Below are 22,713 nucleotides of genomic sequence, written 5' to 3' on the forward strand. Positions count from 1 at the left end.
GCCGCCGATCACCTGCCCGACTTCACGTGCGCTTCAGCGTGCGATCTGGCGCACAGATATAGGCGTGTGCTCTACCGTCAGCCAATGAAAAATTCACGGCAAGGTATGCATTTAAGGAATAGATATGGAAGAGTTCGGTCAGACAAAGGATTCCGGCCCGCGCAAGCCGGGATACAGGCGCCGCGCCGTGGTGCGCAGCGCCTGCAGAATGCGCTCGGCTCCCGGCGGCAGGACATAGTCGCGTCGCCGGATGATGCCGAACGATTCCATGCGCACGCCCAGTTCGATCGGCAGCACGGTCAGCAGCTTTGCCTGGATCAGCGGCGCCACCGACTCCACCGGCAAGGCGGTGAGCATGTCGGTGCCGCGCAACAGGGTCGAGGTGACCGGCAACGAGGAAGTTTCGATGGCGTTGGTCGGCGTCTGTACGCCATGTTCCATGAACATCGAATCCAGCCGCGCGCGCAGCACGCTGTCGGCCGGCGGCAGGATCCAGCCATGTCGCACCAGGTCCACGTGCTGCAGCCCGGCACGGCTGGCCAGGGGGTGGCCGGCACGTGCGATCACCGAATGCGGCTCGTCGGCCAGCGGCTCGAATTCCAGCTCGCCCACGCCTTCGGGCCCGAGGATGCGGCCGATCACGATGTCCAGCTGTCCGTCCAGCAGTTTGGCCACCAACGGACGGCTGTAATCCATCTCCACCCGTACCAGGATGTCCGGAAACTCGCGCTTGACCTCGGCAATGGCCTGCGGCACCAGGTTGGTGCCGGGATTGACCACGGTACCGATCGAGGCCTGCCCCATCCGCCCGGCACGCAGCGCCGCAATTTCTTCCTGCGCGCGGCCGATCTCCGACATCGCCGCGCGGGCGCGACGGATCAGCACATGCCCGTACCAGGTCGGCTCGACGCCACGGGCATGCCGCTCGAACAGCTTCACCCCCAGCATGTCTTCCATTTCAGCCAGCAGCTTGGAGGCGGCCGGCTGGGTCATGCTGGCGGCTTCGGCTGCGCGCAGCACCGAGCGTTGCTCGTGCAGATGCAGCAGCAACAGCAGCTGACGGGTCTTGAGGCGAGCTGCGTTGAACCAGGGTGTACCGGAATTTGCCATGGGAGTGCGGTCGCGGCCGTGTATTCGTCGGAGGAATAGAATATGCCGAAAATTTCATTTGCCGCACATATCTCGCCGCGCGAGGCTAGCGCTCGCCGCAACCAGAGCCTCAGCGCTCCCAGGCGCGGCCAGAACAGACGTGACCCATCCCGACCGGATGGCAACACGCACGCCACAACCGCGGAGGTGCAAGACGATGACGGCAGCTTGTCGGCCACCTGCGGGCCGTAGCGCCATGCATGCGCGCATCGCCCCACCCTGTCGCGGCCCCCGTTCGTATCGCATTGCACCGCGGCGTTGGTGCCGGATCGCCTCCGGGCGCCGCGCCTGCGCAGTTGCGCACGCTCTTCCGACCATTGTGGCCCCATCGGGCCGGCAATGCTCGCTTTCCGCTCTCTCGCGAGTAACCGCATGACTTCAGATACCACTGCCAGCCTGTTCTCCCTGCCCCTGGTCGCCATCCTGCGCGGCATCACGCCGGAAGACACGCTGGCCCATGTCGGCGCGCTGATCGACGCCGGCTTCGATGCGATCGAGATCCCGCTCAACTCGCCGCGCTGGGAGCAGAGCATTGCGCTCGCGCAACAGACCTATGGGGAGCGCGCCTGGATCGGCGCCGGCACCGTGCTGCGCAACGAGGACGTCGACACCCTGGCCGACATCGGCGCGCGCTTCATCGTCACGCCGAATACGCGGCCATCGCTGATTCGTCATGCGGTGTCGCGCGGCCTGACCGTGGTGGCCGGTTTCGCCACCGCCAGCGAAGCCTTCGATGCCATCGATGCCGGCGCGCAGGTCCTCAAACTGTTCCCGGCAGCCACCTATGGCGCGGCGCACGTGCGCGCGCTGCGTTCGGTGCTGCCCACGCACATCCCGGTCTACGTGGTCGGCGGCGTCAGCCCGCAGACCCTGACCGGCTTCATGGCGCAGGGTGCCGCCGGTGCCGGCATCGGCGGCGAACTGTACAAACCCGGCCAATCCCTCGAAACGACCCAGACGCATGCACGCGCGTTCGTGCAGGCCTACCAGGAACTGCAAGGATGAAGATCACCCGCCTCACCACCTACCACGCCGCACCGCGCTGGCTGTTCCTCAAGGTCGAAACCGACGAGGGCATCACCGGCTGGGGCGAGCCGGTCATCGAAGGCCGCGCGCGTTCGGTGGAAGCCGCCGTGCACGAACTGGCCGGCTACATCGTCGGCAAGGACCCGGCGCGCATCAACGACCTGTGGCAGACCATGTACCGCGCCGGCTTTTACCGCGGCGGCGCCATCCTGATGAGCGCCATCGCCGGTATCGACCAGGCGCTGTGGGACATCAAGGGCAAGGCGTTGGGCGTGCCGGTGTACGAACTGCTGGGTGGCCTGGTGCGCGATCGCATGAAGACCTACCGCTGGGTCGGCGGCGACCGCCCCGGTGCCATCATCCAGCAGATCACCGACTATCGCGCGCTCGGCTTTGACACCTTCAAGTTCAACGGCACCGAAGAGATGAAGCTGATCGACAGCGCGCGCGCAGTCGACGCCGCCGTGGTCAAGGTGGCGGAAATCCGCGCCGCCTTCGGCAACACCATCGACTTCGGCATCGACTTCCACGGCCGCGTCGGCGCGCCGATGGCCAAGGCGCTGTTGCGCGAACTGGAGCCGTTCAAACCGCTGTTCGTGGAAGAACCGGTGCTGGCCGAGCAGGCCGAATACTACCCGCGCCTGGCCGCGAGCACCTCGATTCCGCTGGCGGCCGGCGAGCGCATGTTCTCGCGCTTCGAGTTCAAGAACGTGCTGTGCACCGGCGGCATCCAGATGGTGCAGCCGGACCTGTCGCATGCCGGCGGCATCACCGAATGCGTCAAGATCGCCGCCATGGCCGAGGCCTACGACGTCGGCTTCGCCCCGCACTGCCCGCTCGGCCCGATCGCGCTGGCGGCGTGCCTGCACGTGGACTTCGTCTCGCACAATGCGGTGCTGCAGGAACAGAGCATCGGCATCCATTACAACGAAGGCGCCGACCTGCTCGATTACGTCGTCAACAAAGAAGATTTTCACTGCGTCGATGGCAGCATTGCCGCCCTGCCCAAGCCCGGGCTCGGTGTGGAGATCGACGAAGACATGCTCAAGCGCGCCAACGAGAACCCGCCGGACTGGCGCAACCCGGTGTGGCGTCACGCCGACGGCAGCATCGCCGAATGGTGAGTCCGCCCGAACATACCGCCGTGCTGTCGGTCGACAGCCGTTGCACGCACGGCGAAGGCGTGCTGTGGTGCGAACAGCGCCAGGCGCTGTACTGGGTCGACATCAGCGAGAAGCGCCTGTGGCGGCATCACCCGGCCACTGCGCAGTCGCGCTACTGGACGCTGCCAGATCGCCCGGGATGCATCGGCCTGATGGACGATGGCCGCGTGCTGGTCGCGCTGGCCAAGGCCGTCGGCATCGTCGATCCGGACAGCACCGACGCCGATGCCCTGCCCTTCGAGAAGCTGGCCGATATCGAGACCGACAACCCGCTCACGCGCAGCAACGACGGTCGCGCCGACCGCCATGGCAACCTGGTGTTCGGCACCATGGACGAACACGACAGCAAGGCTGCACGGGGAGCGCTCTATCAGTTCTCGCTCAAGCACGGCTTGCGCGCGTTGCCGTTGCCGGGCGTGTCCATTCCCAATTCGATCTGCTTCAGCCTGGACGGCCGCACCATGTACTACTGCGATTCGGTGCGCCCGCAGATCCTGTGCTGCGATTACGACCCGGAAACGGCGCAGGCCGGCAATACCCGCGTATTCACCACCCTGGATCGCGACGATGCCGAGCCGGACGGCTCCATCATCGACAGCCAAGGCCACCTGTGGAATGCGCAATGGCGTGCCTCGCGCGTGGTGCGCTATCGCCCGGACGGCAGCGTGGATCGGATCGTGCAGTTGCCGGTCAAGCACCCCACCTGCAGCGCCTTCGGCGGCGCGACGCTGGACCGCCTGCATGTGATCTCCTCGCGCCTGGACCATAGCGCCGAGGAACTGGCCCGCATGCCCGAGGCCGGCGGCCTGTTCGTCTGCGACCTCGCCGTCGCCGGCCTGCCCGAAAGCCGGGTGGCCAGCGCATGATCGCCGTCGACTGGGGCACCAGCAGCCTGCGCGCATACCTGCTCGACGCCAACGGTGCCGTGCTCGACCACCGCCGCGGCAGCGACGGCATCCTCGCCTGCCAGGACCGCTTTGCCGCCGTACTGAGCGCATTGATCGACGGCTGGGAAGGCCCGGTGCTGCTCTCGGGCATGATCGGCAGCCGCAATGGCTGGGTCGAACAGGCCTACCTGCCCTGCCCGGCCGACACCGCGGCCCTGGCCGCGGCGATGCGCCGCTACGACGACCTGCTGCCCGGGCGCACCCTGTGGTTCGTGCCCGGCGTCAGCACCGGCGAACACAACGGCGTGCCCGATGTGATGCGCGGCGAGGAAACCCAGCTGGTCGGTCTGCTCGCCAGCCTGGGCCAGGGCGAGCACGTCGCTTGCCTGCCGGGCACGCACAGCAAGTGGGCCACGCTCGCCGACGGCCAGCTGACCGACTTCGCCACCGTCATGACCGGCGAGCTGTATGCGGTGCTGTGCCAGCACAGCATCCTGGGCAAGCTGATCCCCGACGCCCACGCCGATCTGGACACCGCCGCGTTCCTGCTCGGCATCGAGCGCAGCGCCGAACCGGGCGGGCTCAGCCACCATCTGTTCGGCACCCGCACGCTGGGCCTGTTCGACCGCCTGGATGCGCAGGCGCTGCCTTCCTACCTGTCGGGCCTACTGATCGGACACGAATTGCGTGAACAGCGCGGCACGCACGCCACCGTGCATCTGGTCGGCAGTCCCGCGCTGGCGCAGCGCTATGCGCTGGCGTTGCAGCATCTAGGCGTTGACAGCCAGTTGCACCCGGAAGACCTGGCTGCCGCAGGCTTGTTCGCACTGGCCAGGCAGCGCGGGCTGGCTTGATAGCAGCATGAGTGGATCTGATCATGCTGCCAGTCGTTGATTCACCTGGCTGGCGCGTGGCGACGCGTTCATCATGCCGAACTCTCAAAGATTGCAGCGGCGCCCCCTCATCCGGCGCTGCGCGCCACCTTCTCCCGAAGGGAGAAGGAACTAAAGCCCCTCTCCCTGCGGGGCGAGAAGGCACGGCTTACGCGCCACCGGCGCGCGTGCCTTGGAGCGCCCGCGCCGCGAGCGCGGGCCGGGGCGTAGAGTGGGCGTTGGGGTGAGGGTACGGCGGCAGACAGCCAACTCGACGAACTCACCCAACATCGCTCAAAGCGCGCACCGCCGTCAGCCGGACCTCACTAGCCGACGGGCACCACCTGCGCAGGACAGTAAGCAGCTGCTGCAGCAAAAAATCGCACGCTCCCCCCAAAAATCACCAACCCCACACCCATCGCCCGACTGCTTTAGAATCGACAGGCTAAACGCCGGATCCTGCCATGCCTTTTGTTGTCACCGAAAACTGCATCAAGTGCAAATACACCGACTGCGTCGAGGTCTGCCCGGTGGATTGCTTCCACGTCGGCCCGAACTTCCTGGTCATCGATCCGGACGAGTGCATCGACTGCACCCTCTGCGAACCGGAATGCCCCGCCAACGCGATCTACCCCGAAGACGACGTACCGGCGGGACAGGAAGCCTTCGTGGCCCTCAATGCCGAGCTGGCCAAGGCCTGGCCGGTGCTGACCGTGCGCCAGGAACCGCTGCCCGATGCCGCCGAATGGGATGGCAAGCCGAACAAGCTGCCGTTGCTGCAGCGCTGAGGCACGCTGGTGCGCTCAATGCGCCACCGCCACGGCAGCAAACGCAAAACGGGCGCCCAAGGCGCCCGTTCCGCTGTTCTGGATCGCTGAACCCGCTCAGCCGCCGAGCTTGCTCTTCAGCGAGGAAATCACCGCCACCGGCGCGGCCGCCGTGGCCGGCATGCCGCGCGGATCCACCGCCGACACGTAGCTGCCCGCCTCGACCTTCACCACACGCACCAGGAAGCTGGAGCCCTCGTAGCTCACGTCGTAGGAGCCGAGCATCTGCGCCTTGCTGGCGATGGTCAGGCCGGGAATCTCGGCCAGGGCCGCACCCACCTTGGCAAACACCTCATCGCGCTCGCCCGGGGTGGTGAAGCCGCTATTGGCGCTCGCCGACGGCGGCGTGTTGGTCTGCTGGGTGGTCGAGGCCAGGCTCGGCACCTTCATCGCACCGGAGGTATCGGGCAGGTTCAGGTCCGGCGGCACTTCCAACGGGCGGGCCTCCGGCGCCAACGCATAGTCGCCGCGCGCGCCCTTCTTGAACCAGCTGCAACCGCTCGTGGCGGCGACGGTGGCAGTCGCCAGCAACGCGAGCGATAGCACGCGGACGGGGGAAACGGAATGACGCATCGATAGATCTCCTGGGTCAGGCCGCGAGCATTTCGCGGCTGGAAAGCGCTTCCAACGCGATGGCGTCGGCGGCAAGGCGGTCGGCGGCAGGCTGGTGCGCCGCAGAAAGTGGCAGCAGCGGCAGGCGCAGGCCGTGCCCGATCCCGGCACGCTGCAATAGCGCCTTGACGGGAATGGGATTGGATTCGATCCCGCAGAAACTGTGGTACTCGCTCAGGCGCGCGTCCCAGGCCAGGGCCGCTTCGCGCTGGCCGTTGCGGGCCAGCTCGCACAGGCGCCGATACGCGGACGGCAAGGCATTGGAGGCCACCGAAATCAACCCGGCAGCGCCGGACAGCATCGCTTCTGCGGCGCTGCCGTCGTCGCCACTGAGCACCACGAAACTGTCGCTGCGCAGTGCGACCAGCGCGGCCACCCGCTCGGACTCGCTGCGTGCTTCCTTGATGCCGACGATGTTGGGGTGATCGACCAGCTCGGCCACCGTCTCCGGCAGCAGGTCGCAGCCGGTACGGCCGGGCACGTTGTACAGCACCACCGGCAGCCCGCCCTGATCGGCGACCGCCTGGAAATGCGCTTTCAGCCCGGCCTGGGTCGGCCGCACGTAGGGCGGCGTGACCACCAGCGCGTATTGCGCGCCCAGCGCCGCAGCACGACGCGTCTGCGCAATGGTCTTGGCGGTGCCGGACAGGCCGGTACCGGCCAGCACCGGCACGCGTCCGGCCACCTGCGCCACGGCCGCACGCAACAACGCGTCGTATTCGTCGTCGCTCAGTGCGGCGGCTTCGCCGGTGGAACCGGCAACCACGATGCCCTGCACACCGCCGTGCAGCTGCTGCTCCAGCAGCCGCCGCCAGGCATCCAGGTCGAGTGCGCCGTCGGGACCGAACGGGGTCGCCAGCGCGGTGATGATGCCGGAAAGGGACAAGATTCTGCTGCTCTTACGTGACAGGGAAGGCCCGCGCGGGCGCGGGTCGAGACCACCCGCATGTTACTTGCGGCGCGAAAGCACGGGCAAGTATGCTGGTCACCGCCAGGGCGCCTGCCCGGGCGGCCATTCAGCCTGATGCAATGCCGGAAGCCCCTTTGACCGACTCGACTCCCCGGCCTTCGCCGACCGAAAACCACCTCCTGATCAACGCCTACACGACGCATCCGGAGTCCCCCCTGCTGCCCGTCACCCGCCGCATCGCCGACAGCGGCTGCAATCTCGTGGATGCCCGCCTGGCCACCGTGGGGCGCGATGTCTCGGTCACTGCGCTGGCCACCGGCTCCTGGGATTCGGTGGCCAAACTGGAAGCCATGCTGACCCGGCTCGAACGCGAGGAAGGCCTGAAGCTGGTGTGGTATCGCACCGGCCCCAAGCAGGCGCAGTCCAATCTGTTGCCGTACATCGTCGAGGTGATCGCCGCCGACAAGCCCGGCATCCTGTTCCAGCTGGCCGATTTCTTCGACCGCCAGGGCATCACCATCGAAAACCTGCAGAGCACCCGCTACCGCGCCATGCAGACCGGCGCGGAGATGTTTTCGGCGCAGGTGACCATCGGCGTGCCGGCCAACATGCACATCGCCGCCTTGCGCGACGATTTCCTGGAATTCTGTGATCACCTCAATCTCGACGCGATCATGGACCCGATGAAGTTCTGAGGCAGGAGTTCTCCATGGCCATCGCGATGTCCGCGCTGAAACAGATGTTCGAGCACATCCGCTCGGAGACCGACTGGAATCTGGACGGCGCGCTGCGCTGGGAATACTTCTTCGCCGATCCGGCGCAGCAGCCCTTGCAGCAGCTGGCCGAACAGTTGACCAAGGACGGCTATCGCGTCATCGACATCTTTCTCGGCGAGCGCGACGAAGACGATGGCGACGACGAAGAGTCGTACTTCCTGCACGTGGATAAGGTCGAGCATCACACGCTGGAGTCGCTGGATCAGCGCAACGCGGAGTTCGACGCGCTCGCCAGACGCTTCCACGTGGCCGCTTACGATGGGATGGACGTCGGGCCGGCCTGACCGGCCACCGACCTGCCCCCTCCTTCAGGCCGAGCAACCATGACCGACGCCGCAACCGAACTTTCCGCCGCAACCCTGGACCTGCCGCTGGCCTTGTCCGGTGGCACCCAGGCCAACTTGCGCAGCTACGCCGGCCAGTGGCTGGTGCTGTACTTCTACCCGAAGGACAGCACCCCCGGCTGCACCACCGAAGGCCTGGACTTCAACGCGCTGCTGCCGCAGTTCAAACAGGCCGGCGCTGCGGTGCTGGGCGTCTCGCGCGACTCGGTGAAATCGCACGACAACTTCTGCGCCAAGCAGGGGTTCGCCTTCCCGTTGATCAGCGACGGCGATGAAGCGCTATGCCGCGCCTTCGACGTGATCAAGCAAAAGAACATGTACGGCAAGCAGGTGCTCGGCATCGAGCGCAGCACCTTTCTGCTGTCGCCCGAGGGACGCATCGTGCAGGAATGGCGCAAGGTCAAGGTGGCCGGCCATGCCGATGCCGTGCTGGCCGCGTTGAAGGCGCACGCCAAACAGTGACATCCCTCGTTTCCCGCGCTCTCCATCGCCCTGCCCCGGCAGGCGCGATGGCTCGCCCCTGCCCCATCACCTGGAAGACCCAATGACCCGAGGCAAGCGCATCTACGTGCTGGACACCAACGTGCTGATGCACGATCCCACCGCGCTGTTCAAGTTCGAGGAACACGACGTGTTCCTGCCGATGCAGGTGATCGAGGAGCTCGACAACGCCAAGAAGGGCACCTCCGAAGTCAGCCGCAACGCGCGCCAGGTCAGCCGCTTCCTGGACGAGCTGCTGGAGAACACCGATGCCGAGCAGATCCAGGCCGGCATCCTGCTGAGCCATCCGCAGGGCATCCAGCTCAAGGGCCAGAGCGCGATCGGCCGGCTGTATTTCCAGATCCACCCGATCGACCCGGGCCGCACCTTCGGCGCGATGCTGCCGGACAACAAGATCCTGGCCTCGGTGCTGGCGCTGCGCGAAGAAAACCCCGAGGTTCCGGTCATCCTGGTGTCCAAGGACATCAACCTGCGCATCAAGGCCTACATCAGCGGCCTGGTCGCGGAGGATTATCAGAACGACCGCGCGCTGGACGACTTCAGCCTGCTGTTCACCGGTGCGATCGAACTGCCGGAGGACTTCTGGCAGAAGCACAACCAGGACCTGCGCAGCTGGAACGAACGCGGCCGCACCCATTACGAGATCGTCCTGGCCGCCGACGAGGACTGGCACCCCAATCAGTATCTGTACCTGCCGGGCGAGGACGAGGTCGAACTGCGCGTGGCGCGCGTCGGCGGCGGCAAGGCGACGCTGTGCCTGGTCGACGACTTCCGAACCGCCCAGCACGCGGTCTGGGGCATCGCCGCGCGCAATCGCGAGCAGAATTTCGCGCTCAACGCCTTGATGGATCCGGAGATCGACTTCGTCACCCTGCTCGGCACCGCCGGCACCGGCAAGACCCTGCTCGCACTGGCCGCCGGCCTGGCGCAGACCCTGGACCAGCAGCGCTATCGCGAGATCATCATGACCCGCGCCACCGTCAGCGTGGGCGAGGACATCGGCTTCCTGCCCGGTACCGAGGAAGAAAAGATGACGCCATGGATGGGCGCGCTGACCGACAACCTGGAAGTGCTCACGCACAACCAGGAAGGCGGCTCGTGGGGCCGTGCGGCCACCAACGACCTGCTCGCCAGCCGCATCAAGATCCGCTCGATGAACTTCATGCGCGGGCGCACCTTCCTGTCGCGCTATCTGATCCTGGACGAGGCGCAGAACCTCACTCCCAAGCAGATGAAGACGCTGATCACCCGTGCAGGTCCTGGCACCAAGATCGTGTGCCTGGGCAATGTCGAGCAGATCGACACGCCCTACCTCACCGAAACCACCTCGGGCCTGACCTACGCGGTGGACCGCTTCAAGGCCTGGCCGCACAGCGCGCACATCACGCTGCGCCGCGGCGAGCGCTCGCGCCTGGCCGACTTCGCCTCGGAGGTGTTGTGATGCGCAGCATGCGCGGCGCGGCGGCGCTTGCGGCGATCGCGCTGGCCGGCTGCGCCACCACGCAGGCGCCGTCCAGCGTGCCGACCAGTCTCAAGAGCGGGCAGTCGTGGATCATCACCCGCCAGGGCATCGCCGAGCAGGTGCTGGACACCTGTTCGCGCGACAGCCCCGCACGCCAGCCCGGGCGCATCAGCGGCTACTGGGCGCCCACGCAGCAGCAGATCGAACTGCTGGAATCGCGCCAGGACGCGCTGACCCCGACCATCGCCGAACCGCGCGAATACGATCGCCAGTACGTTGGCGTGGTGATCCAGGGCCAGCAGCTGATCTATATCAACGCCTTCAAGCTGCCCAACGATCCACCGATCAGGCCGGCCCGGGAGGCGATCCGGGTCTGCGATGGTGGTAGCGCGTTCTGGGGGGCGCTGTACGATCCGCAGACCGGTGCGTTCTCGGACATCGCCATCAACGGCAGCCCCTGAAGCAGGCACTGTCGCGAGTCGGTGCACATGCAGCGCTCCGGCGCCGCACACCCCGCCCCCCCGGCAGTGCAGAATCGGCACATGACCACGCCCAGCACGCTGTCCGCATTGACCATCGCCGGCTCCGATTCCGGCGGCGGCGCCGGCATCCAGGCCGACCTGAAGACCTTCGCCGCGCATCGTGTGCACGGCCTGTCGGCGATCGCGGCGCTGACCGCGCAAAACACCCGCGCGGTCACTGCGGTGCACATCCCGCCGATCGCCTTCCTGCAGGCGCAGGTGCATGCCTGTTTCGAGGATTTCGAGATCCAGGCAGTCAAGCTGGGAATGCTGGCCAACGCCGAGGTCATCCACTGCGTGGCCGATCTGCTGGAGACATATCACCCCCCGTTCGTGGTGCTGGACCCGGTCATGGTTTCCACCAGCGGCGCGCGGCTGCTGGAAGACGCCGCGCTGGAGGCGTTACGTCATCGCCTGCTGCCGCTGGCGACGCTGATCACGCCCAACACGCCCGAAGCCGAGCTGCTGACCGGCCGCCGTATCGCCGATGCCGGCTCGGCCGAGCATGCGACCGCAGCCTTGCTCGATCTCGGCGCACAGGCGGTGCTGCTCAAGGGCGGCCATCTGCACGAAGGTGCACGCGTGGTCGACCGTTTCGACGATGGCGTCACCCAGGACGTGTTCATGCATCCACGCCTGCCGGTGGATGCGCACGGCACCGGCTGCAGCCTGTCGGCGGCGATCGCCGCACAGCTGTGTCAAGGCCTGTCGCTGCTCAATGCCTGCCAGGCCGGCATCGACTATGTGGCGCGCGCCATCCGCATCGGCCAATGCCCAGGCAATAGCGAGGTGGTGGTACTCGACCATTTTGGCGCCGCGCCGGGCGCATGAGCGTCCACAGCGAGCTCCTGAGCGCGAGCGCAGCGGATGGACATCGCTGGCAGCTGATCCGCCATGCGCCTGCACAGCCGATCGCCGCGTTGCTGTGGCTACCGGCACTGGGCGTGGCAGCACGGCATTATCAGCCATTCGCGACGGCACTGGCCTCTGCCGGCATCGCGGTGTATCTGCACGAATGGCGGGGCAACGGAAGCAGCACGCTGCGCCCATCGCGCCGCCACGACTGGGGCTTTCGCAGCCTGTTGGACGACGACATTCCCGCCAGCCATGCGCTGCTGGAGCGAGAAGCACCACACCTTCCGCACATCGTCGGCGGACACAGTCTGGGCGGACAGTTGGCCTGCTGCCATGCCGCACTGCAGCCCATGCGCATCGCACACCTGTGGCTGGTTGCCAGCGGCTCGCCCTACTGGCGGCAGTTTCCGCGCCCCCTGCGCTATGCGCTGCCCGTGGCGTATCGCGCCCTGCCCTGGTTGGCCCGCGTGCAAGGCGTGCTGCACGGGCGGTCGCTGGGCTTCGGTGGCACCGAGGCGCGCAGCCTGATCGCCGACTGGGCACACGTCGGTCGCAGCAATCGCTATCGCGCCGCGGGTACCGCATGGGATCTGGAACGCGCGCTTGGCGCGCTTACGCTGCCGGTCACTGCTGTGACGTTTGCGCGCGACCGCTTCGGCCCGCCTGCGGCGTTGCATGCTTTGCTGCGCAAGATGCCGCAGGCACATGCCCACGTACGGCAACTGGACGATGCGCAGCTGGGCGTACGCAGCGATCATTTCGCCTGGATGAAGACACCGGCCGCCGTAGCCGCCGTGTTTGGAGACGCCTGCGGCAAGGCGGCCGACCGCTGGCGGATTTCACAAAGGGATTGACGACCCGTGCGGGCATCCGCATAATTCCGCTCCTGACGAGGCGCCCGTAGCTCAGTTGGATAGAGTACCTGGCTACGAACCAGGCGGTCGGGAGTTCGAATCTCTCCGGGCGCACCAATCTTGAAGAAAACGACCAGCTTGCTGGTCTTTTTTTTGCCTGTCGCCATGGCTCCGATGCATCGATGCCGATCGCCGCTGCCGATCGCAGCACCGGCACCGATCGCGCACATGTCAGCCGACGATCGCTGCGCAGCTCGCATGCATGCACACACCAGCGATCACACCGTTGCACCTCGCGCGTCTGCGTCCGCGGCCACCACGACCGGCAGCAACGACGTCACCGGATAGCCGGCGTCATGCCACGCATCCAGCCCACCCCGCAACGGCCGCACATCGCGATAGCCCCGCGCGCGCATGCGTCCGGCCAGCCAGGCGGCAGACACTTCGCCGGGGCACGCACAGTAGATCACCACGGCACGTTCGCGCGGCACGCTGGCAAGGATCTGCGCCAGCTGCCGCTCATCGGCGAACATGGCGCCGGGGATCGTGTACGGCTGCAACTCGCGATACCCGGGCGCACGAATGTCCAGCACCGTGGGGCGCTGCGGCTCATCGCCTTCCAGCAACGGCAGCAACTCGTCCACCGCAATGCGCGCCTGTTCCAATGACCGCAGCAAGGCATGCCGCCGCCACCAGCGCCAGCCGACATAGCAGGCCAGCAGCACCGCCAGCACCACCACCGCACCGGAACCCAGCTCGGACAGGAAGACCAGCACGTCCTGCACCTGATCGGCGAACACCGCTCCCAGCCCCAGGCCAACCATCGCCCAGAGCGCAGCACCGAACGCGTCGTAGCGCAGGAATGCCCAGAGTCGCACCTGGCTGGCGCCAGCCATCGGCACCGAGACCATCGACAGGCCAGGCACGAACTTCGCGACCGCCAGCACGCGCACGCCCCAGCGCGAGAAGAACCGCTCGGTCTTCTTCATGCAGGTATCGCGCGACAACGACAGCCGGCAGAGCGACTGCAAGGTACGGTTGCCGAAGCGCCGCCCAGCCAGATACCAGGCCAGATCGCCCAGCAGGCTCGCCAATACCGACACGCCCAGCGCCACCAGGCCGGCCAGCCAGGCATCGCTCCCGCCCGCCAACGCGTAGCCGGCGCCCACCAGCACCAGGGTCGGCAGTGCCGGCACCGGCAGCCCGAGCGACAATGCCAGTACGTTGGCGAAGACCAGCGCCAATCCGTACTGTTCGATCAAGCCTTGCATGCGGGGGCCCTGCGCGACGGCAAGCGATCATTATCCGCGCCGCTGCCGATGCCCGACTACCCGACGGCGACGGAACGATACGTTTCCGCAAGCGAGCGCAACCAGTGGTCGAACAAGCCGTCGCCGCGCAGCGCGTGCCGCCACCAGCGCAAGGCCTCACCCTCTTCGCCGGGCCGCCAGGCCAGAGAGAAGGTTTCGTCGGCTTTGCGCGCGTCCACCGCCACTTCCTGCAGGCGACCGTCCTGCAGTGCCGCACGCGCATACGGCTCGGGCAGGAAACCGTAGCCGACCCCGGCCAGTTGCAGCAGCAGCTTGGTCTGCATGTCGGGAACGGTCAGCACGTCGCGCCCGGACAACACTCCCACCGTACGCGGCAGCAGACGTCGCGCCGAATCCGCCACCACGATCGCACGATGATCGGCCAGTTCGGCCGCTCCGGGCTGCTGCACATGCGCCAGCGGATGCGTGGCAGCGACCGCGAAGACGAAGCGCAGGCTGCCGATCGGTTCAGCGACATAGCCACCGCCACTGGGTCCCTCGCCCGCGGCGACGATCAGATCCACCCGTCGATCCAGCAAGGCTTCCCAGCAGCCGGACAGCGACTCGCTCAGCACGCGCAGGCGCGTGCTGTCAGCCACGGTATAGAACTGCAGGATCTGCGCCTGCAACAGCGCCACGGGCAGCACCGCATCCAGCCCGATCGCGAAGTCCGACTCCCAGCCGGAGGCCACCCGCCGCACCCGCACCTCCAGTTCCTGCGCCGCGCGCAGCAGGTGTCGTCCCTCACGCAACAGCTCGCGACCGGCCTGGGTCGGCGTGGCCTTGGGCCCTACCCGCTCGAACAACTGCACCCCCAGGTCCTGCTCCAGCTTGGTCACGGTGTAGGAAATGGTCGAGGGCACCTTGAACAAGACCTTGGCGGCCGCGGCGAAGGAACCACGGCGGTCGATCGCATCCAGGATCTGCAGCGCTTCCAGGCTGATTTTCATTGTTCGAATTTTTCGATGATAAGACTCGAATCTACTCGCTTTTTCTTGCGGGCGCAGAAGCGGAGACTACGCATCAAGCCGCTGGGCTCGATATTTCACCCCTAGCGAAAAATTCGAATCCACCAAGGAGAAAGCAGTATGTTGAACGTCCGCAAGAGCGACACCCGTGGCCGCGCCGAGCATGGCTGGCTGTCCTCGCGCCACACCTTCTCCTTCGCCAGCTACCACGATCCGCGGCATATGGGGGTGGGTCCGCTGCGCGTGATCAACGAAGACAAGGTGCAACCGGGCGAAGGGTTCGGCACCCACGGCCACCGCGACATGGAGATCATTTCCTACGTGCTGGGCGGCGCGCTGGAGCACAAGGACAGCATGGGCACCGGCTCGGTCCTGCACTATGGCGACGTGCAGCGCATGAGCGCCGGCAGCGGCGTGACGCATAGCGAATTCAACCACTCGGCCAGCGAGCCGGTGCACTTCCTGCAGATCTGGGTGATGCCCGAACGCAACGGAATCGCGCCGAGCTACGAGGAAAAGCATTTCGACGCCGACAGCAAGCGCAACCAGTTGCGCCTGATCGCCTCGCCCGGCGGCGAGGATGGTTCGCTGCGTCTTCATCAGGATGCGCGGCTGTACGCCACGATCCTGGACGGTGCGGCACACCTGCGGCAGCCCTTGGCCGAGGGCCGCATCGGTTACGTGCAAGTGGCCCGCGGCAGCCTGACTGTCAACGGGCAGGTGCTGTCGGCCGGCGACGCGGTGCAGGTCATGGGTGAGCCGGAGATCGTACTGGGCGACGCCCACGACGCCGAAGTCCTGGTGTTCGATCTGCCGAAATGACGCAACCGGTGCCGCCGCACCCTGCCGCTGAAGCGAGGCGCGGCCAACAACCGCGCACTCGCATGCGTGCGGCGGCTCCGTCGACTCTGCAGCGATCCGCGACGGCGGCGCCGGCATCCAATGCGGCGCAGGCAGGTTGCAGCGGATCGGCCCGTCTGACGCATCGCCCACCGACGCAACCCGAGGCAGCCCGCCAGCCGCCACGGAGACAGCACGCCCGCACAGCGTTCCGGTACGCGCGGCGCGTACGCTGCTTACCTGCCGTCAGGCCGCCTGCGGACGGGCCGGTCGCTCTGCGGCCATGCCGGACTGCGGTGCAGATCCGTCGGCATCACCGTTGACCAGCGCGAACAAGGCATCCGCATCGGCCTCCAGCACACGTGCCGAGCGCGCCAGATCATCGACCATTTGCGCCTGGTCGCGCGCCTGCACCCCGATGGACTGCAATGCCGTATTGGCGGTGGAGATGTCCTGCGCCTGCTCGCGGCTGGCGCTGGCGATCTGCTCGACGGTGGCGGTGACGCGCAACACCGACGTCACCATGTCCTGCATCACCACACCGGCCTGCTCGGCCAGACGCGAGCCATCGCCGACCTGATCGGTCGCATTGTCGATCAACGAACGGATTTCCCGTGCCGACACGCTGCAGCGCTGCGCCAGATTGCGCACTTCGGTGGCCACCACCGCGAAGCCACGCCCCTGTTCGCCGGCGCGCGCCGCTTCCACCGCCGCATTCAATGCCAGCAGATTGGTCTGGAACGCGATGCCATCGATGACCTCGATGATCTGGCCGATCCGGTCCGTGGCCGAACGAATGCCGGCCGTGGTCTTGACGACCTGGGCAATGACGTCGGCACCGCGCCGCGCCACCGCCGCCGAGTCTTCGGCCATCTGACGCGCCGATCCCGCATGCTCGGAATTGAACCGCACCGTCGCCGCCAGTTGATCGATCGTGTTCGACGTCCGCGCCACCGCGCTGGACTGGGTGGACGCGCGGCTGACCAGTTCCTGGTTGCTGGCGGAGATATGGTGCGACTCGCGCTGCACGTTCTGCGCGATGCTCATGGTCTGTCGCACCAGCGCGTGCATGCGCTCGGCCGAGCGCACCTGGTCGGTGACATCGGTAGCGTACTTGACCACCTTGTACGGCCGGCCCGACACGTCAAGGATCGGGTTGTACGAGGCCTGGATCCACACCGCAGTGCCATCCTTGCGCAGCCGGCGATAACGCCCCGCATCGAACTGACCGCGCGCCAGCTTTGCCCAGAAATGGCGGTAATCCTCGGACGCACGGTAGGCGGCATCGACGAAGGTTCCGTGATGCCGACCGATAGCCTCCTCCGGCGTGTAACCCAGGATCGCCAGGAAGTTTTCATTGGCGCTCAGCACGTGCCCATCCAGATCGAACTCGATCACTCCCATGACCTTGTCGATGGCCTGGATGCGGCCATCCGCATCGGCCGAATCGACGACCTGCCGGGTCACGTCGGTGGCGTACTTCACCACCTTGTAGGGGCGCCCGTGCTCATCCAGGACAGGATTGTAGGACGCCTGGATCCAGACCTCCCGCCCGTCCTTGCCGATGCGTCGGTAGCGACCGGCATCGAATGCGCCGCGCCCCAGAGAATCCCAGAACGCGCGATAGGCGGCGGACTGGCGTGTGGCCGCATCCACGAACATGCCGTGATGCCTGCCGAGGATCTCATCGAGCCGATAGCCCATCACCTGCAGAAAATTCTGGTTGGCATCGAGTATCGTGCCATCGAGCGAGAACTCGATGACAGCCATCACCTTGTCGATCGCCTCGATCCGCCCTTCGAAGTCGGCGGTCTGACGTACCTGTTGGGTGATGTCGGTGGCGTACTTCACCACGCGATAGGCCTTGCCGGCGCGATCGAGCAAGGGATTGTAGGACGCGTTGATCCAGACCTCGCGCCCGTGCTTGTCCAGCCGGCAGAAACGCCCCGCATTGAAGTCGCCGCGACGCAATGCGTCCCAGAACTGGCGATAGCTCTCGCTGTCGCGGTCGCTCGTGGTAACGAACATGCGGTGATGCTGGCCAACCACTTCGTCCAGCCGATATCCCATCAGCGACAGGAAGTTCTGGTTCGCATCCAGGATGCGGCCATCCAGATCGAACTCGATCACCGCCATCACCCGGTCCACTGCATTGGCCTTGTGCTGCAGCGCGCGGCTCCAGAAAGAGAACAGGCGTTCAAACAGCGGCGATAGGCGCATCACGTCGAAATCCGGGAGAGGGTCGACGTCATTAGCGGCGCATGGACGCCCGACTTGACCTCCGACGCATACCGCCGGCCTCCGTCACTGCGACTGGCGCAGTCTTCTGCATGTGTGCGTTCCCAGCCAAATGCGCACCGAGATTCCGGGCTGCGTCAAAAGGCTCCTGCAGCTGGTACCTGCATGCGGACTTACGTGATGCCGACACACCGAATCGATCGCGTCACAACGACCCGACCCAGGCGAGCGATCGCGCGTTTCTCGTCCGCACCGGCCCGCTTGCGCGCGCCAATCTGCGATGCGCGACCGACAGCAAGACGCCGCAGTGCTCGCCAGCAAGCCGGTGCGCTCGACTGGCAAGCCGCCGGCATCGCTCGCAATGCCACTGCGGCCTGCTGCGCGCAGGACCGCACCCCAGGCAAGCCCGCGTCAGCAGCAGGTCTGCTTCAGTAACGCGATTGAGCCCGGCGCGCCGTCCATTCGCCGACGCCACCGTCGCGGCGTATGCCTGATCGTCGGATGCCAACATCCGGATCGATGATCGACGCCGCGGACGCGCGTCGATGTGGAGGAAACGTCGCCGGGACGCGGCGGCGTGTACGGCGAACCCATCGGAGCAGCTGTGGCTGGATCGGTTCATCGGCCGAGCTCGCACTACAAACCAACACCACGTTGTCGCGCAGTGCCGTGCGCACCAGGTCCCACACCGCCAGCGCGAAAACGCGCGCACTCCCGTGGCCCCATCGCACAAATAAAAACGCCTGCAAATCAGCGGTTTGCAGGCGTTTCAGATACTGGCGGAGCGAGAGGGATTCGAACCCTCGATAGAGCTTTTGACCCTATACTCCCTTAGCAGGGGAGCCCCTTCAGCCACTCGGGCATCGCTCCAGTTTTCTCGATCTGCCGCGACATCCGTGGCAGGCCGCGAAGAATACCGGGTAAGAGGGGCTAAGGTAAACCCTTTATCGCGATCAATTCGAAGAATCGTCTCCGTGATGCGCGCCGGAAGCGACCGGCTCGTCCCCACGCTGGATACGCTGATAGATTTCTTCGCGATGCACAGCCACATCCTTCGGTGCGGTGATACCAATACGCACCTGATTACCCTTGACACCGAGCACGGTAACCGTGACCGAGTCGCCGATCATCAGGGTTTCGCCTACCCGGCGAGTGAGGATCAACATTTTGCAAATCTCCTGGAACCGGTGGTTTTCCCACCAGCATCGACGGCCTCCCGAGTGAGACGCGCCCTACGTAAGGGGAATAGACCAGAAATGTTAGCGGGACATCCTGCTGGCCATCAAGGCATAGCAGGACAAGTGTTCAGCCCAAGTGTTGCTTGACCCAGGAGGCGACCCCGTCGAGCGCGGTGGCAAGGGCGGGCCCGTCCTCGCCACCACCCTGGGCGAGATCCGGACGGCCGCCGCCCTTGCCCCCGATCTGACTGGCGATATGGCCGAGGAGTTCCCCCGCCTTCACTTTGCCAGTTGGGCTGCCGTTCACTCCGGCGACCAACGCGACCTTGCCGCCGGAAGCACCGGCCAGCACGACCACCGAATCGCCCAGCTGCTGCTTCAGGCGATCCATCGCATCGCGCAAGGCTTTCGCGTCGAACCCTTCCAGGCGCACGGCGACGACTTTGACCCCCGCCACATCGACGGCACCGGCGCCCAGATCGGCGGTCGCGCCCGATGCCAGCTTGGCCTTCAACGATTCCAGTTCGCGCTCCAGACGCTTTTGACGCTCGGTCAGTGCGCGCACCTTGTCGACCACTTCGCCGGTGTTGCCGCCAAGCAGGCTCGCCGCTTCGGACAGGCGCCGCTCTTCGTCGGCGACATGGTCCAACGCCCCTTGCCCGGTCACCGCTTCGATGCGACGTACGCCTGACGACACACCGCCTTCGGAGGTGATCTTGAACAGCCCGATGTCGCCGGTACGGCTGACATGGGTGCCACCACACAGCTCGGTGGAGTAGCCGCCCATCTTCAGCACGCGCACGCGCTCGCCGTACTTCTCGCCGAACAGGGCCATGGCGCCGAAATCCAGTGCTTCCTGCATGGCCATGTTGTGCACTTCGACGTTGTGATTGGCGCGCACCTCGGCGTTGACCTTGCGTTCGATCACCGCCAGCTCTTCGGCCGTGATCGGCTGGAAATGCGAAAAGTCGAAACGCAGGCGATCCGGCGCCACCAACGAGCCCTTCTGCTGCACGTGCGTGCCCAGCACCTCGCGCAGCGCGGCATGCAGCAGGTGCGTGGCCGAATGGTTGAGGATGGTCTTGCCGCGACGCTGCGCATCGATGCCGCCCGCCAGCACATCGCCCAGCGCAAGTGCGCCTTCGGTGATGCGCCCGACGTGACCGTGGAACTGTCCGGCGAATTTCTGGGTGTCGGCGACGTCGATCGACACCCCCGTCTTGCTCAATCGGCCGCTATCGCCGACCTGGCCACCAGACTCGGCATAGAACGGCGTGCGATCGGTGAACACGATGACGTCGTCGCCGGCTTCTGCGCGCTCGACGGGTCGCCCCTGCTTGAGCAACGCGACCACCTTGAGCGCATCGGCATCGTGCGCTTCATAGCCCAGAAACACCGTTGGCGACATGCTGGCGACCAGATCGGCCGGCAGTGCCACACCGCCACCGAACTTGCCCGCAGCACGCGCGGTCTCGCGCTGACGCTCCATGGAAAACTCGAAACCTTCCATGTCCACCCGCATACCGCGCTCACGCGCGATGTCGGCGGTCAGATCGACCGGGAACCCGTAGGTGTCGTAGAGACGGAACGCGTCGGCGCCCGGAATGACCTCCTGCGAGCGCGACGCGATCTCGTCGAAGATCTTCATGCCGGCATCCAGCGTCTCGGCAAAGCGCTCCTCTTCGGCCAACAAGGCACGCGCAACGGTGTCCTTGGCCACCACCAGCTCGGGGTAGGCTTCCCCCATCAGCTCGACCAGGGTGGGCACCATCTTGCTGAAGAACGGCTGCCGCACGCCCAGCATCCAGCCATGCCGCAGCGCACGCCGGATGATCCGGCGCAGCACATAGCCGCGGCCCTCGTTGGACGGCAGCACGCCATCGACGATCAGGAACGAGCAGGCGCGGATGTGATCGGCGATCACACGCAGCGACTTGTTCTCCAGGTCGGTGATGCCGGTCAGTGCGCTGGCCTTGCCGATCAAGGCCTGGAACAGATCGATTTCGTAGTTGGTATGGACGTGCTGCAGGATCGCCGCCAAGCGCTCCAGTCCCATGCCGGTATCCACGCACGGTGCCGGCAGCGGCACCAGGGTGCCATCGGGCTGACGGTCGAACTGCATGAACACCAGATTCCAGATCTCGATGAAGCGGTCGCCATCTTCATCCGGAGAACCGGGCGGACCACCGGCGATGTGGTCGCCATGATCGAAGAAGATCTCGGTGCACGGACCACATGGGCCGGTGTCGGCCATCTGCCAGAAGTTATCGGAAGCGTACGGGGCGCCCTTGTTGTCGCCGATGCGTACGATGCGGCTCTCCGGAACGCCGATCATGTCGCGCCATAGCGCGAAGGCTTCCTCGTCGGTGTGGTAGACGGTGACCAGCAGGCGATCGGCTGGCAGCTTCCAGACCTGGGTCAGCAGCTCCCAGGCCCACGCGATGGCCTCTTTCTTGAAGTAATCGCCGAACGACCAGTTACCCAGCATCTCGAAAAAGGTGTGGTGGCGTGCGGTGTAGCCCACCGAATCCAGGTCGTTGTGCTTGCCACCGGCACGCAGGCAGCGCTGCACGTCTGCAGCGCGCACGTAGCTGCGCTTCTCCGCGCCGAGAAAGACGTCCTTGAACTGGACCATGCCCGAATTGGTGAACAGCAGAGTCGGGTCGTTGCCCGGCACCAGCGGTGCGGAAGGCACGATGGTGTGACCCTTGCCCTCGAAAAACGCAAGGAAGTCGCGACGGATCTGGGAAGTGCTGAATTTGGCAGGTGCGTTCATGAGCTGGCATTGGGCGGGCGGCGGTCCCGGTCACCCAATGAGATGTGGGCGCAGATGAGCGGAACAACCTGAAACCACGAAGGGTAGCAGGCCTGACGCCCTCAGTCCTCAAGCTCGAAGCGCGTGGCGCTTCGGATGCTGCTGCCATCGAACCCCCGCCGGGCCAGCAACTCGGCGGCCTTTCGACGCTGCGACAGATCCACCGGCCCCTGCTCGCCGAACCGGCGGCGGATCAGATCGCGCGCATTCTCGGTCCAGTCGCCTTCGAAGGTGGCCATCGCAGCGCCAATCGTGTCGCTGTCCAGGCCATGGGTACCGAGCTCTGCACGGATGTGCAGGGGGCCGTACCCCGAACCTGCCCGGTTTCGTACCACTGCGGCGGCAAAACGGGCGTCGTCCTGCCACCCCTCTCCCGCCAGCCGCTCCACCGCCGCCTGCGCGGCGTCCGGCTCGATCCCCCGCGCCAGCAGCTTGCGGTTCAATTCCTTGCGCGAATGCTCGCGCCGTACCAATAGCCCCAGCGCGCGCTGGACCGGCGTTTGCTCCTTGAACCGGCGCGCTCGCTTGGGTGCGGGCTCCTGCTCGTCCATCGTGACCTGTCCTCGATGACCCCATCAATGCGCCGTCCCTGGCGCCTGCCCTCC

At 66.2% G+C, this 22,713-nt stretch carries 22 protein-coding genes and 2 tRNA genes; 14 read left to right on the top strand and 10 right to left on the bottom strand.

Features of this window, described 5'->3' with window-relative positions; translation table 11 throughout:
- Positions 1–138: 138 nt before the first annotated feature.
- The gene (locus tag LL962_RS15385) at positions 139–1,110 is read right to left on the bottom strand and encodes a LysR family transcriptional regulator (RefSeq protein ID WP_104588341.1); all 972 of its coding nucleotides are present in this window, start codon (positions 1,108–1,110) and stop codon (positions 139–141) included.
- A 411-nt stretch (positions 1,111–1,521) separates the two neighbouring features.
- On the opposite strand from LL962_RS15385, the gene LL962_RS15390 reads away from it, so the two are divergent.
- The 5 genes from LL962_RS15390 to fdxA all read left to right on the top strand — a co-directional run bounded on the left by LL962_RS15390 (position 1,522) and on the right by fdxA (position 5,885).
- On the top strand, positions 1,522–2,154 hold the full coding sequence (locus tag LL962_RS15390) for a 2-dehydro-3-deoxy-6-phosphogalactonate aldolase (protein ID WP_228317539.1): 633 nt from the start codon (positions 1,522–1,524) through the stop codon (positions 2,152–2,154).
- On the top strand, positions 2,151–3,299 hold the full coding sequence (gene dgoD / locus LL962_RS15395; protein ID WP_104588339.1) for a galactonate dehydratase: 1,149 nt from the start codon (positions 2,151–2,153) through the stop codon (positions 3,297–3,299). The genes LL962_RS15390 and dgoD overlap by 4 nt, the downstream gene beginning before the upstream one ends.
- Positions 3,293–4,204 carry an SMP-30/gluconolactonase/LRE family protein gene (locus LL962_RS15400; protein ID WP_228317540.1) on the top strand — a complete coding sequence of 304 codons (912 nt, stop codon included), beginning with the start codon at positions 3,293–3,295 and terminating at the stop codon, positions 4,202–4,204. The genes dgoD and LL962_RS15400 overlap by 7 nt, the downstream gene beginning before the upstream one ends.
- Positions 4,201–5,079: a 2-dehydro-3-deoxygalactonokinase gene (locus tag LL962_RS15405; protein WP_228317541.1), complete on the top strand. Its 879-nt coding sequence runs from the start codon at positions 4,201–4,203 to the stop codon at positions 5,077–5,079. Before LL962_RS15400 ends, LL962_RS15405 begins: the two co-directional genes overlap by 4 nt.
- A 482-nt stretch (positions 5,080–5,561) precedes the next feature.
- Positions 5,562–5,885: a ferredoxin FdxA gene (gene fdxA, locus LL962_RS15410; protein ID WP_039404267.1), complete on the top strand. Its 324-nt coding sequence runs from the start codon at positions 5,562–5,564 to the stop codon at positions 5,883–5,885.
- A 96-nt stretch (positions 5,886–5,981) separates the two neighbouring features.
- Here fdxA and LL962_RS15415 read toward each other — a convergent pair whose 3' ends face one another.
- Together LL962_RS15415 and dapA are read right to left on the bottom strand one after the other, a co-directional pair.
- Positions 5,982–6,497, bottom strand: a complete 516-nt coding sequence (locus tag LL962_RS15415; protein WP_104588336.1) for a hypothetical protein — start codon at positions 6,495–6,497, stop codon at positions 5,982–5,984.
- A 16-nt stretch (positions 6,498–6,513) separates the two neighbouring features.
- Positions 6,514–7,422, bottom strand: coding sequence for a 4-hydroxy-tetrahydrodipicolinate synthase (gene dapA / locus LL962_RS15420; protein ID WP_228317542.1), 909 nt, complete (start codon positions 7,420–7,422; stop codon positions 6,514–6,516).
- Positions 7,423–7,514: 92 nt separating this feature from the next.
- On the opposite strand from dapA, the gene LL962_RS15425 reads away from it, so the two are divergent.
- From LL962_RS15425 to LL962_RS15460, 8 genes are all read left to right on the top strand, one after another.
- Complete coding sequence (locus tag LL962_RS15425) at positions 7,515–8,141, top strand: glycine cleavage system protein R (RefSeq protein ID WP_011036914.1); 627 nt, start codon at positions 7,515–7,517, stop codon at positions 8,139–8,141.
- A gap of 14 nt (positions 8,142–8,155) precedes the next feature.
- Positions 8,156–8,506 (top strand): ribonuclease E inhibitor RraB, encoded by a 351-nt coding sequence (locus LL962_RS15430; protein WP_167395401.1) that lies wholly within the window; start codon positions 8,156–8,158, stop codon positions 8,504–8,506.
- Between the two features lie 39 nt (positions 8,507–8,545).
- Complete coding sequence (locus tag LL962_RS15435; protein WP_104588334.1) at positions 8,546–9,028, top strand: peroxiredoxin; 483 nt, start codon at positions 8,546–8,548, stop codon at positions 9,026–9,028.
- 82 nt (positions 9,029–9,110) lie between these two features.
- Positions 9,111–10,508, top strand: a complete 1,398-nt coding sequence (locus tag LL962_RS15440) for a PhoH family protein (protein ID WP_228317543.1) — start codon at positions 9,111–9,113, stop codon at positions 10,506–10,508.
- Entirely contained in the window at positions 10,508–10,990 is a 483-nt protein-coding gene (locus LL962_RS15445) for a hypothetical protein (RefSeq protein ID WP_104588332.1), read from the top strand. Before LL962_RS15440 ends, LL962_RS15445 begins: the two co-directional genes overlap by 1 nt.
- A gap of 81 nt (positions 10,991–11,071) precedes the next feature.
- A complete protein-coding gene (gene thiD, locus LL962_RS15450; RefSeq protein WP_228317544.1) occupies positions 11,072–11,881 on the top strand; it encodes a bifunctional hydroxymethylpyrimidine kinase/phosphomethylpyrimidine kinase in 810 nt (269 codons plus the stop codon).
- The gene (locus LL962_RS15455) at positions 11,878–12,759 is read left to right on the top strand and encodes an alpha/beta hydrolase family protein (protein ID WP_228317545.1); all 882 of its coding nucleotides are present in this window, start codon (positions 11,878–11,880) and stop codon (positions 12,757–12,759) included. Before thiD ends, LL962_RS15455 begins: the two co-directional genes overlap by 4 nt.
- A 40-nt stretch (positions 12,760–12,799) precedes the next feature.
- Positions 12,800–12,876: transfer RNA gene (locus LL962_RS15460), tRNA-Arg, on the top strand.
- A 161-nt stretch (positions 12,877–13,037) separates the two neighbouring features.
- Here the strand turns inward: LL962_RS15460 and LL962_RS15465 are convergent.
- Both LL962_RS15465 and LL962_RS15470 read right to left on the bottom strand, forming a co-directional pair.
- Positions 13,038–14,030, bottom strand: a complete 993-nt coding sequence (locus LL962_RS15465; protein ID WP_228317546.1) for a DedA family protein/thiosulfate sulfurtransferase GlpE — start codon at positions 14,028–14,030, stop codon at positions 13,038–13,040.
- A gap of 56 nt (positions 14,031–14,086) precedes the next feature.
- Positions 14,087–15,019 (bottom strand): LysR family transcriptional regulator, encoded by a 933-nt coding sequence (locus tag LL962_RS15470; protein ID WP_228317547.1) that lies wholly within the window; start codon positions 15,017–15,019, stop codon positions 14,087–14,089.
- Positions 15,020–15,157: 138 nt separating this feature from the next.
- Here LL962_RS15470 and LL962_RS15475 point away from each other — a divergent pair, with 138 nt between their 5' ends.
- On the top strand, positions 15,158–15,859 hold the full coding sequence (locus LL962_RS15475; protein ID WP_104588327.1) for a pirin family protein: 702 nt from the start codon (positions 15,158–15,160) through the stop codon (positions 15,857–15,859).
- Between the two features lie 264 nt (positions 15,860–16,123).
- Here the strand turns inward: LL962_RS15475 and LL962_RS15480 are convergent, their stop codons facing one another.
- The 5 genes from LL962_RS15480 to recX form a co-directional block, all read right to left on the bottom strand.
- Positions 16,124–18,070, bottom strand: a complete 1,947-nt coding sequence (locus tag LL962_RS15480; protein ID WP_228317566.1) for a methyl-accepting chemotaxis protein — start codon at positions 18,068–18,070, stop codon at positions 16,124–16,126.
- A gap of 822 nt (positions 18,071–18,892) precedes the next feature.
- Positions 18,893–18,985: transfer RNA gene (locus tag LL962_RS15485), tRNA-Ser, on the bottom strand.
- An 83-nt stretch (positions 18,986–19,068) separates the two neighbouring features.
- Positions 19,069–19,281 (bottom strand): carbon storage regulator CsrA, encoded by a 213-nt coding sequence (gene csrA / locus LL962_RS15490; RefSeq protein WP_003481884.1) that lies wholly within the window; start codon positions 19,279–19,281, stop codon positions 19,069–19,071.
- A 139-nt stretch (positions 19,282–19,420) separates the two neighbouring features.
- Entirely contained in the window at positions 19,421–22,069 is a 2,649-nt protein-coding gene (alaS, locus tag LL962_RS15495) for an alanine--tRNA ligase (protein WP_228317548.1), read from the bottom strand.
- A 101-nt stretch (positions 22,070–22,170) separates the two neighbouring features.
- Positions 22,171–22,659: a recombination regulator RecX gene (gene recX / locus LL962_RS15500; RefSeq protein ID WP_228317549.1), complete on the bottom strand. Its 489-nt coding sequence runs from the start codon at positions 22,657–22,659 to the stop codon at positions 22,171–22,173.
- Positions 22,660–22,713: the final 54 nt, after the last annotated feature.

It is taken from the genome of Xanthomonas sp. NCPPB 1067 (assembly GCF_020783795.1).
GTDB classification, from domain to species: Bacteria; Pseudomonadota; Gammaproteobacteria; order Xanthomonadales; family Xanthomonadaceae; genus Xanthomonas; species Xanthomonas melonis.

What these genes read in the sequence shown, in the direction of transcription:
- LL962_RS15385 (WP_104588341.1), bottom strand. Translation starts at nt 1,110, where the DNA reads ATGGCAAATTCCGGTACACCCTGGTTCAACGCAGCTCGCCTCAAGACC.
- LL962_RS15390 (WP_228317539.1), top strand. Translation starts at nt 1,522, where the DNA reads ATGACTTCAGATACCACTGCCAGCCTGTTCTCCCTGCCCCTGGTCGCC.
- dgoD (WP_104588339.1), top strand. Translation starts at nt 2,151, where the DNA reads ATGAAGATCACCCGCCTCACCACCTACCACGCCGCACCGCGCTGGCTG.
- LL962_RS15400 (WP_228317540.1), top strand. Translation starts at nt 3,293, where the DNA reads ATGGTGAGTCCGCCCGAACATACCGCCGTGCTGTCGGTCGACAGCCGT.
- LL962_RS15405 (WP_228317541.1), top strand. Translation starts at nt 4,201, where the DNA reads ATGATCGCCGTCGACTGGGGCACCAGCAGCCTGCGCGCATACCTGCTC.
- fdxA (WP_039404267.1), top strand. Translation starts at nt 5,562, where the DNA reads ATGCCTTTTGTTGTCACCGAAAACTGCATCAAGTGCAAATACACCGAC.
- LL962_RS15415 (WP_104588336.1), bottom strand. Translation starts at nt 6,497, where the DNA reads ATGCGTCATTCCGTTTCCCCCGTCCGCGTGCTATCGCTCGCGTTGCTG.
- LL962_RS15425 (WP_011036914.1), top strand. Translation starts at nt 7,515, where the DNA reads ATGCTGGTCACCGCCAGGGCGCCTGCCCGGGCGGCCATTCAGCCTGAT.
- LL962_RS15430 (WP_167395401.1), top strand. Translation starts at nt 8,156, where the DNA reads ATGGCCATCGCGATGTCCGCGCTGAAACAGATGTTCGAGCACATCCGC.
- LL962_RS15435 (WP_104588334.1), top strand. Translation starts at nt 8,546, where the DNA reads ATGACCGACGCCGCAACCGAACTTTCCGCCGCAACCCTGGACCTGCCG.
- LL962_RS15440 (WP_228317543.1), top strand. Translation starts at nt 9,111, where the DNA reads ATGACCCGAGGCAAGCGCATCTACGTGCTGGACACCAACGTGCTGATG.
- LL962_RS15445 (WP_104588332.1), top strand. Translation starts at nt 10,508, where the DNA reads ATGCGCAGCATGCGCGGCGCGGCGGCGCTTGCGGCGATCGCGCTGGCC.
- thiD (WP_228317544.1), top strand. Translation starts at nt 11,072, where the DNA reads ATGACCACGCCCAGCACGCTGTCCGCATTGACCATCGCCGGCTCCGAT.
- LL962_RS15455 (WP_228317545.1), top strand. Translation starts at nt 11,878, where the DNA reads ATGAGCGTCCACAGCGAGCTCCTGAGCGCGAGCGCAGCGGATGGACAT.
- LL962_RS15465 (WP_228317546.1), bottom strand. Translation starts at nt 14,030, where the DNA reads ATGCAAGGCTTGATCGAACAGTACGGATTGGCGCTGGTCTTCGCCAAC.
- LL962_RS15470 (WP_228317547.1), bottom strand. Translation starts at nt 15,019, where the DNA reads ATGAAAATCAGCCTGGAAGCGCTGCAGATCCTGGATGCGATCGACCGC.
- LL962_RS15475 (WP_104588327.1), top strand. Translation starts at nt 15,158, where the DNA reads ATGTTGAACGTCCGCAAGAGCGACACCCGTGGCCGCGCCGAGCATGGC.
- csrA (WP_003481884.1), bottom strand. Translation starts at nt 19,281, where the DNA reads ATGTTGATCCTCACTCGCCGGGTAGGCGAAACCCTGATGATCGGCGAC.
- alaS (WP_228317548.1), bottom strand. Translation starts at nt 22,069, where the DNA reads ATGAACGCACCTGCCAAATTCAGCACTTCCCAGATCCGTCGCGACTTC.
- recX (WP_228317549.1), bottom strand. Translation starts at nt 22,659, where the DNA reads ATGGACGAGCAGGAGCCCGCACCCAAGCGAGCGCGCCGGTTCAAGGAG.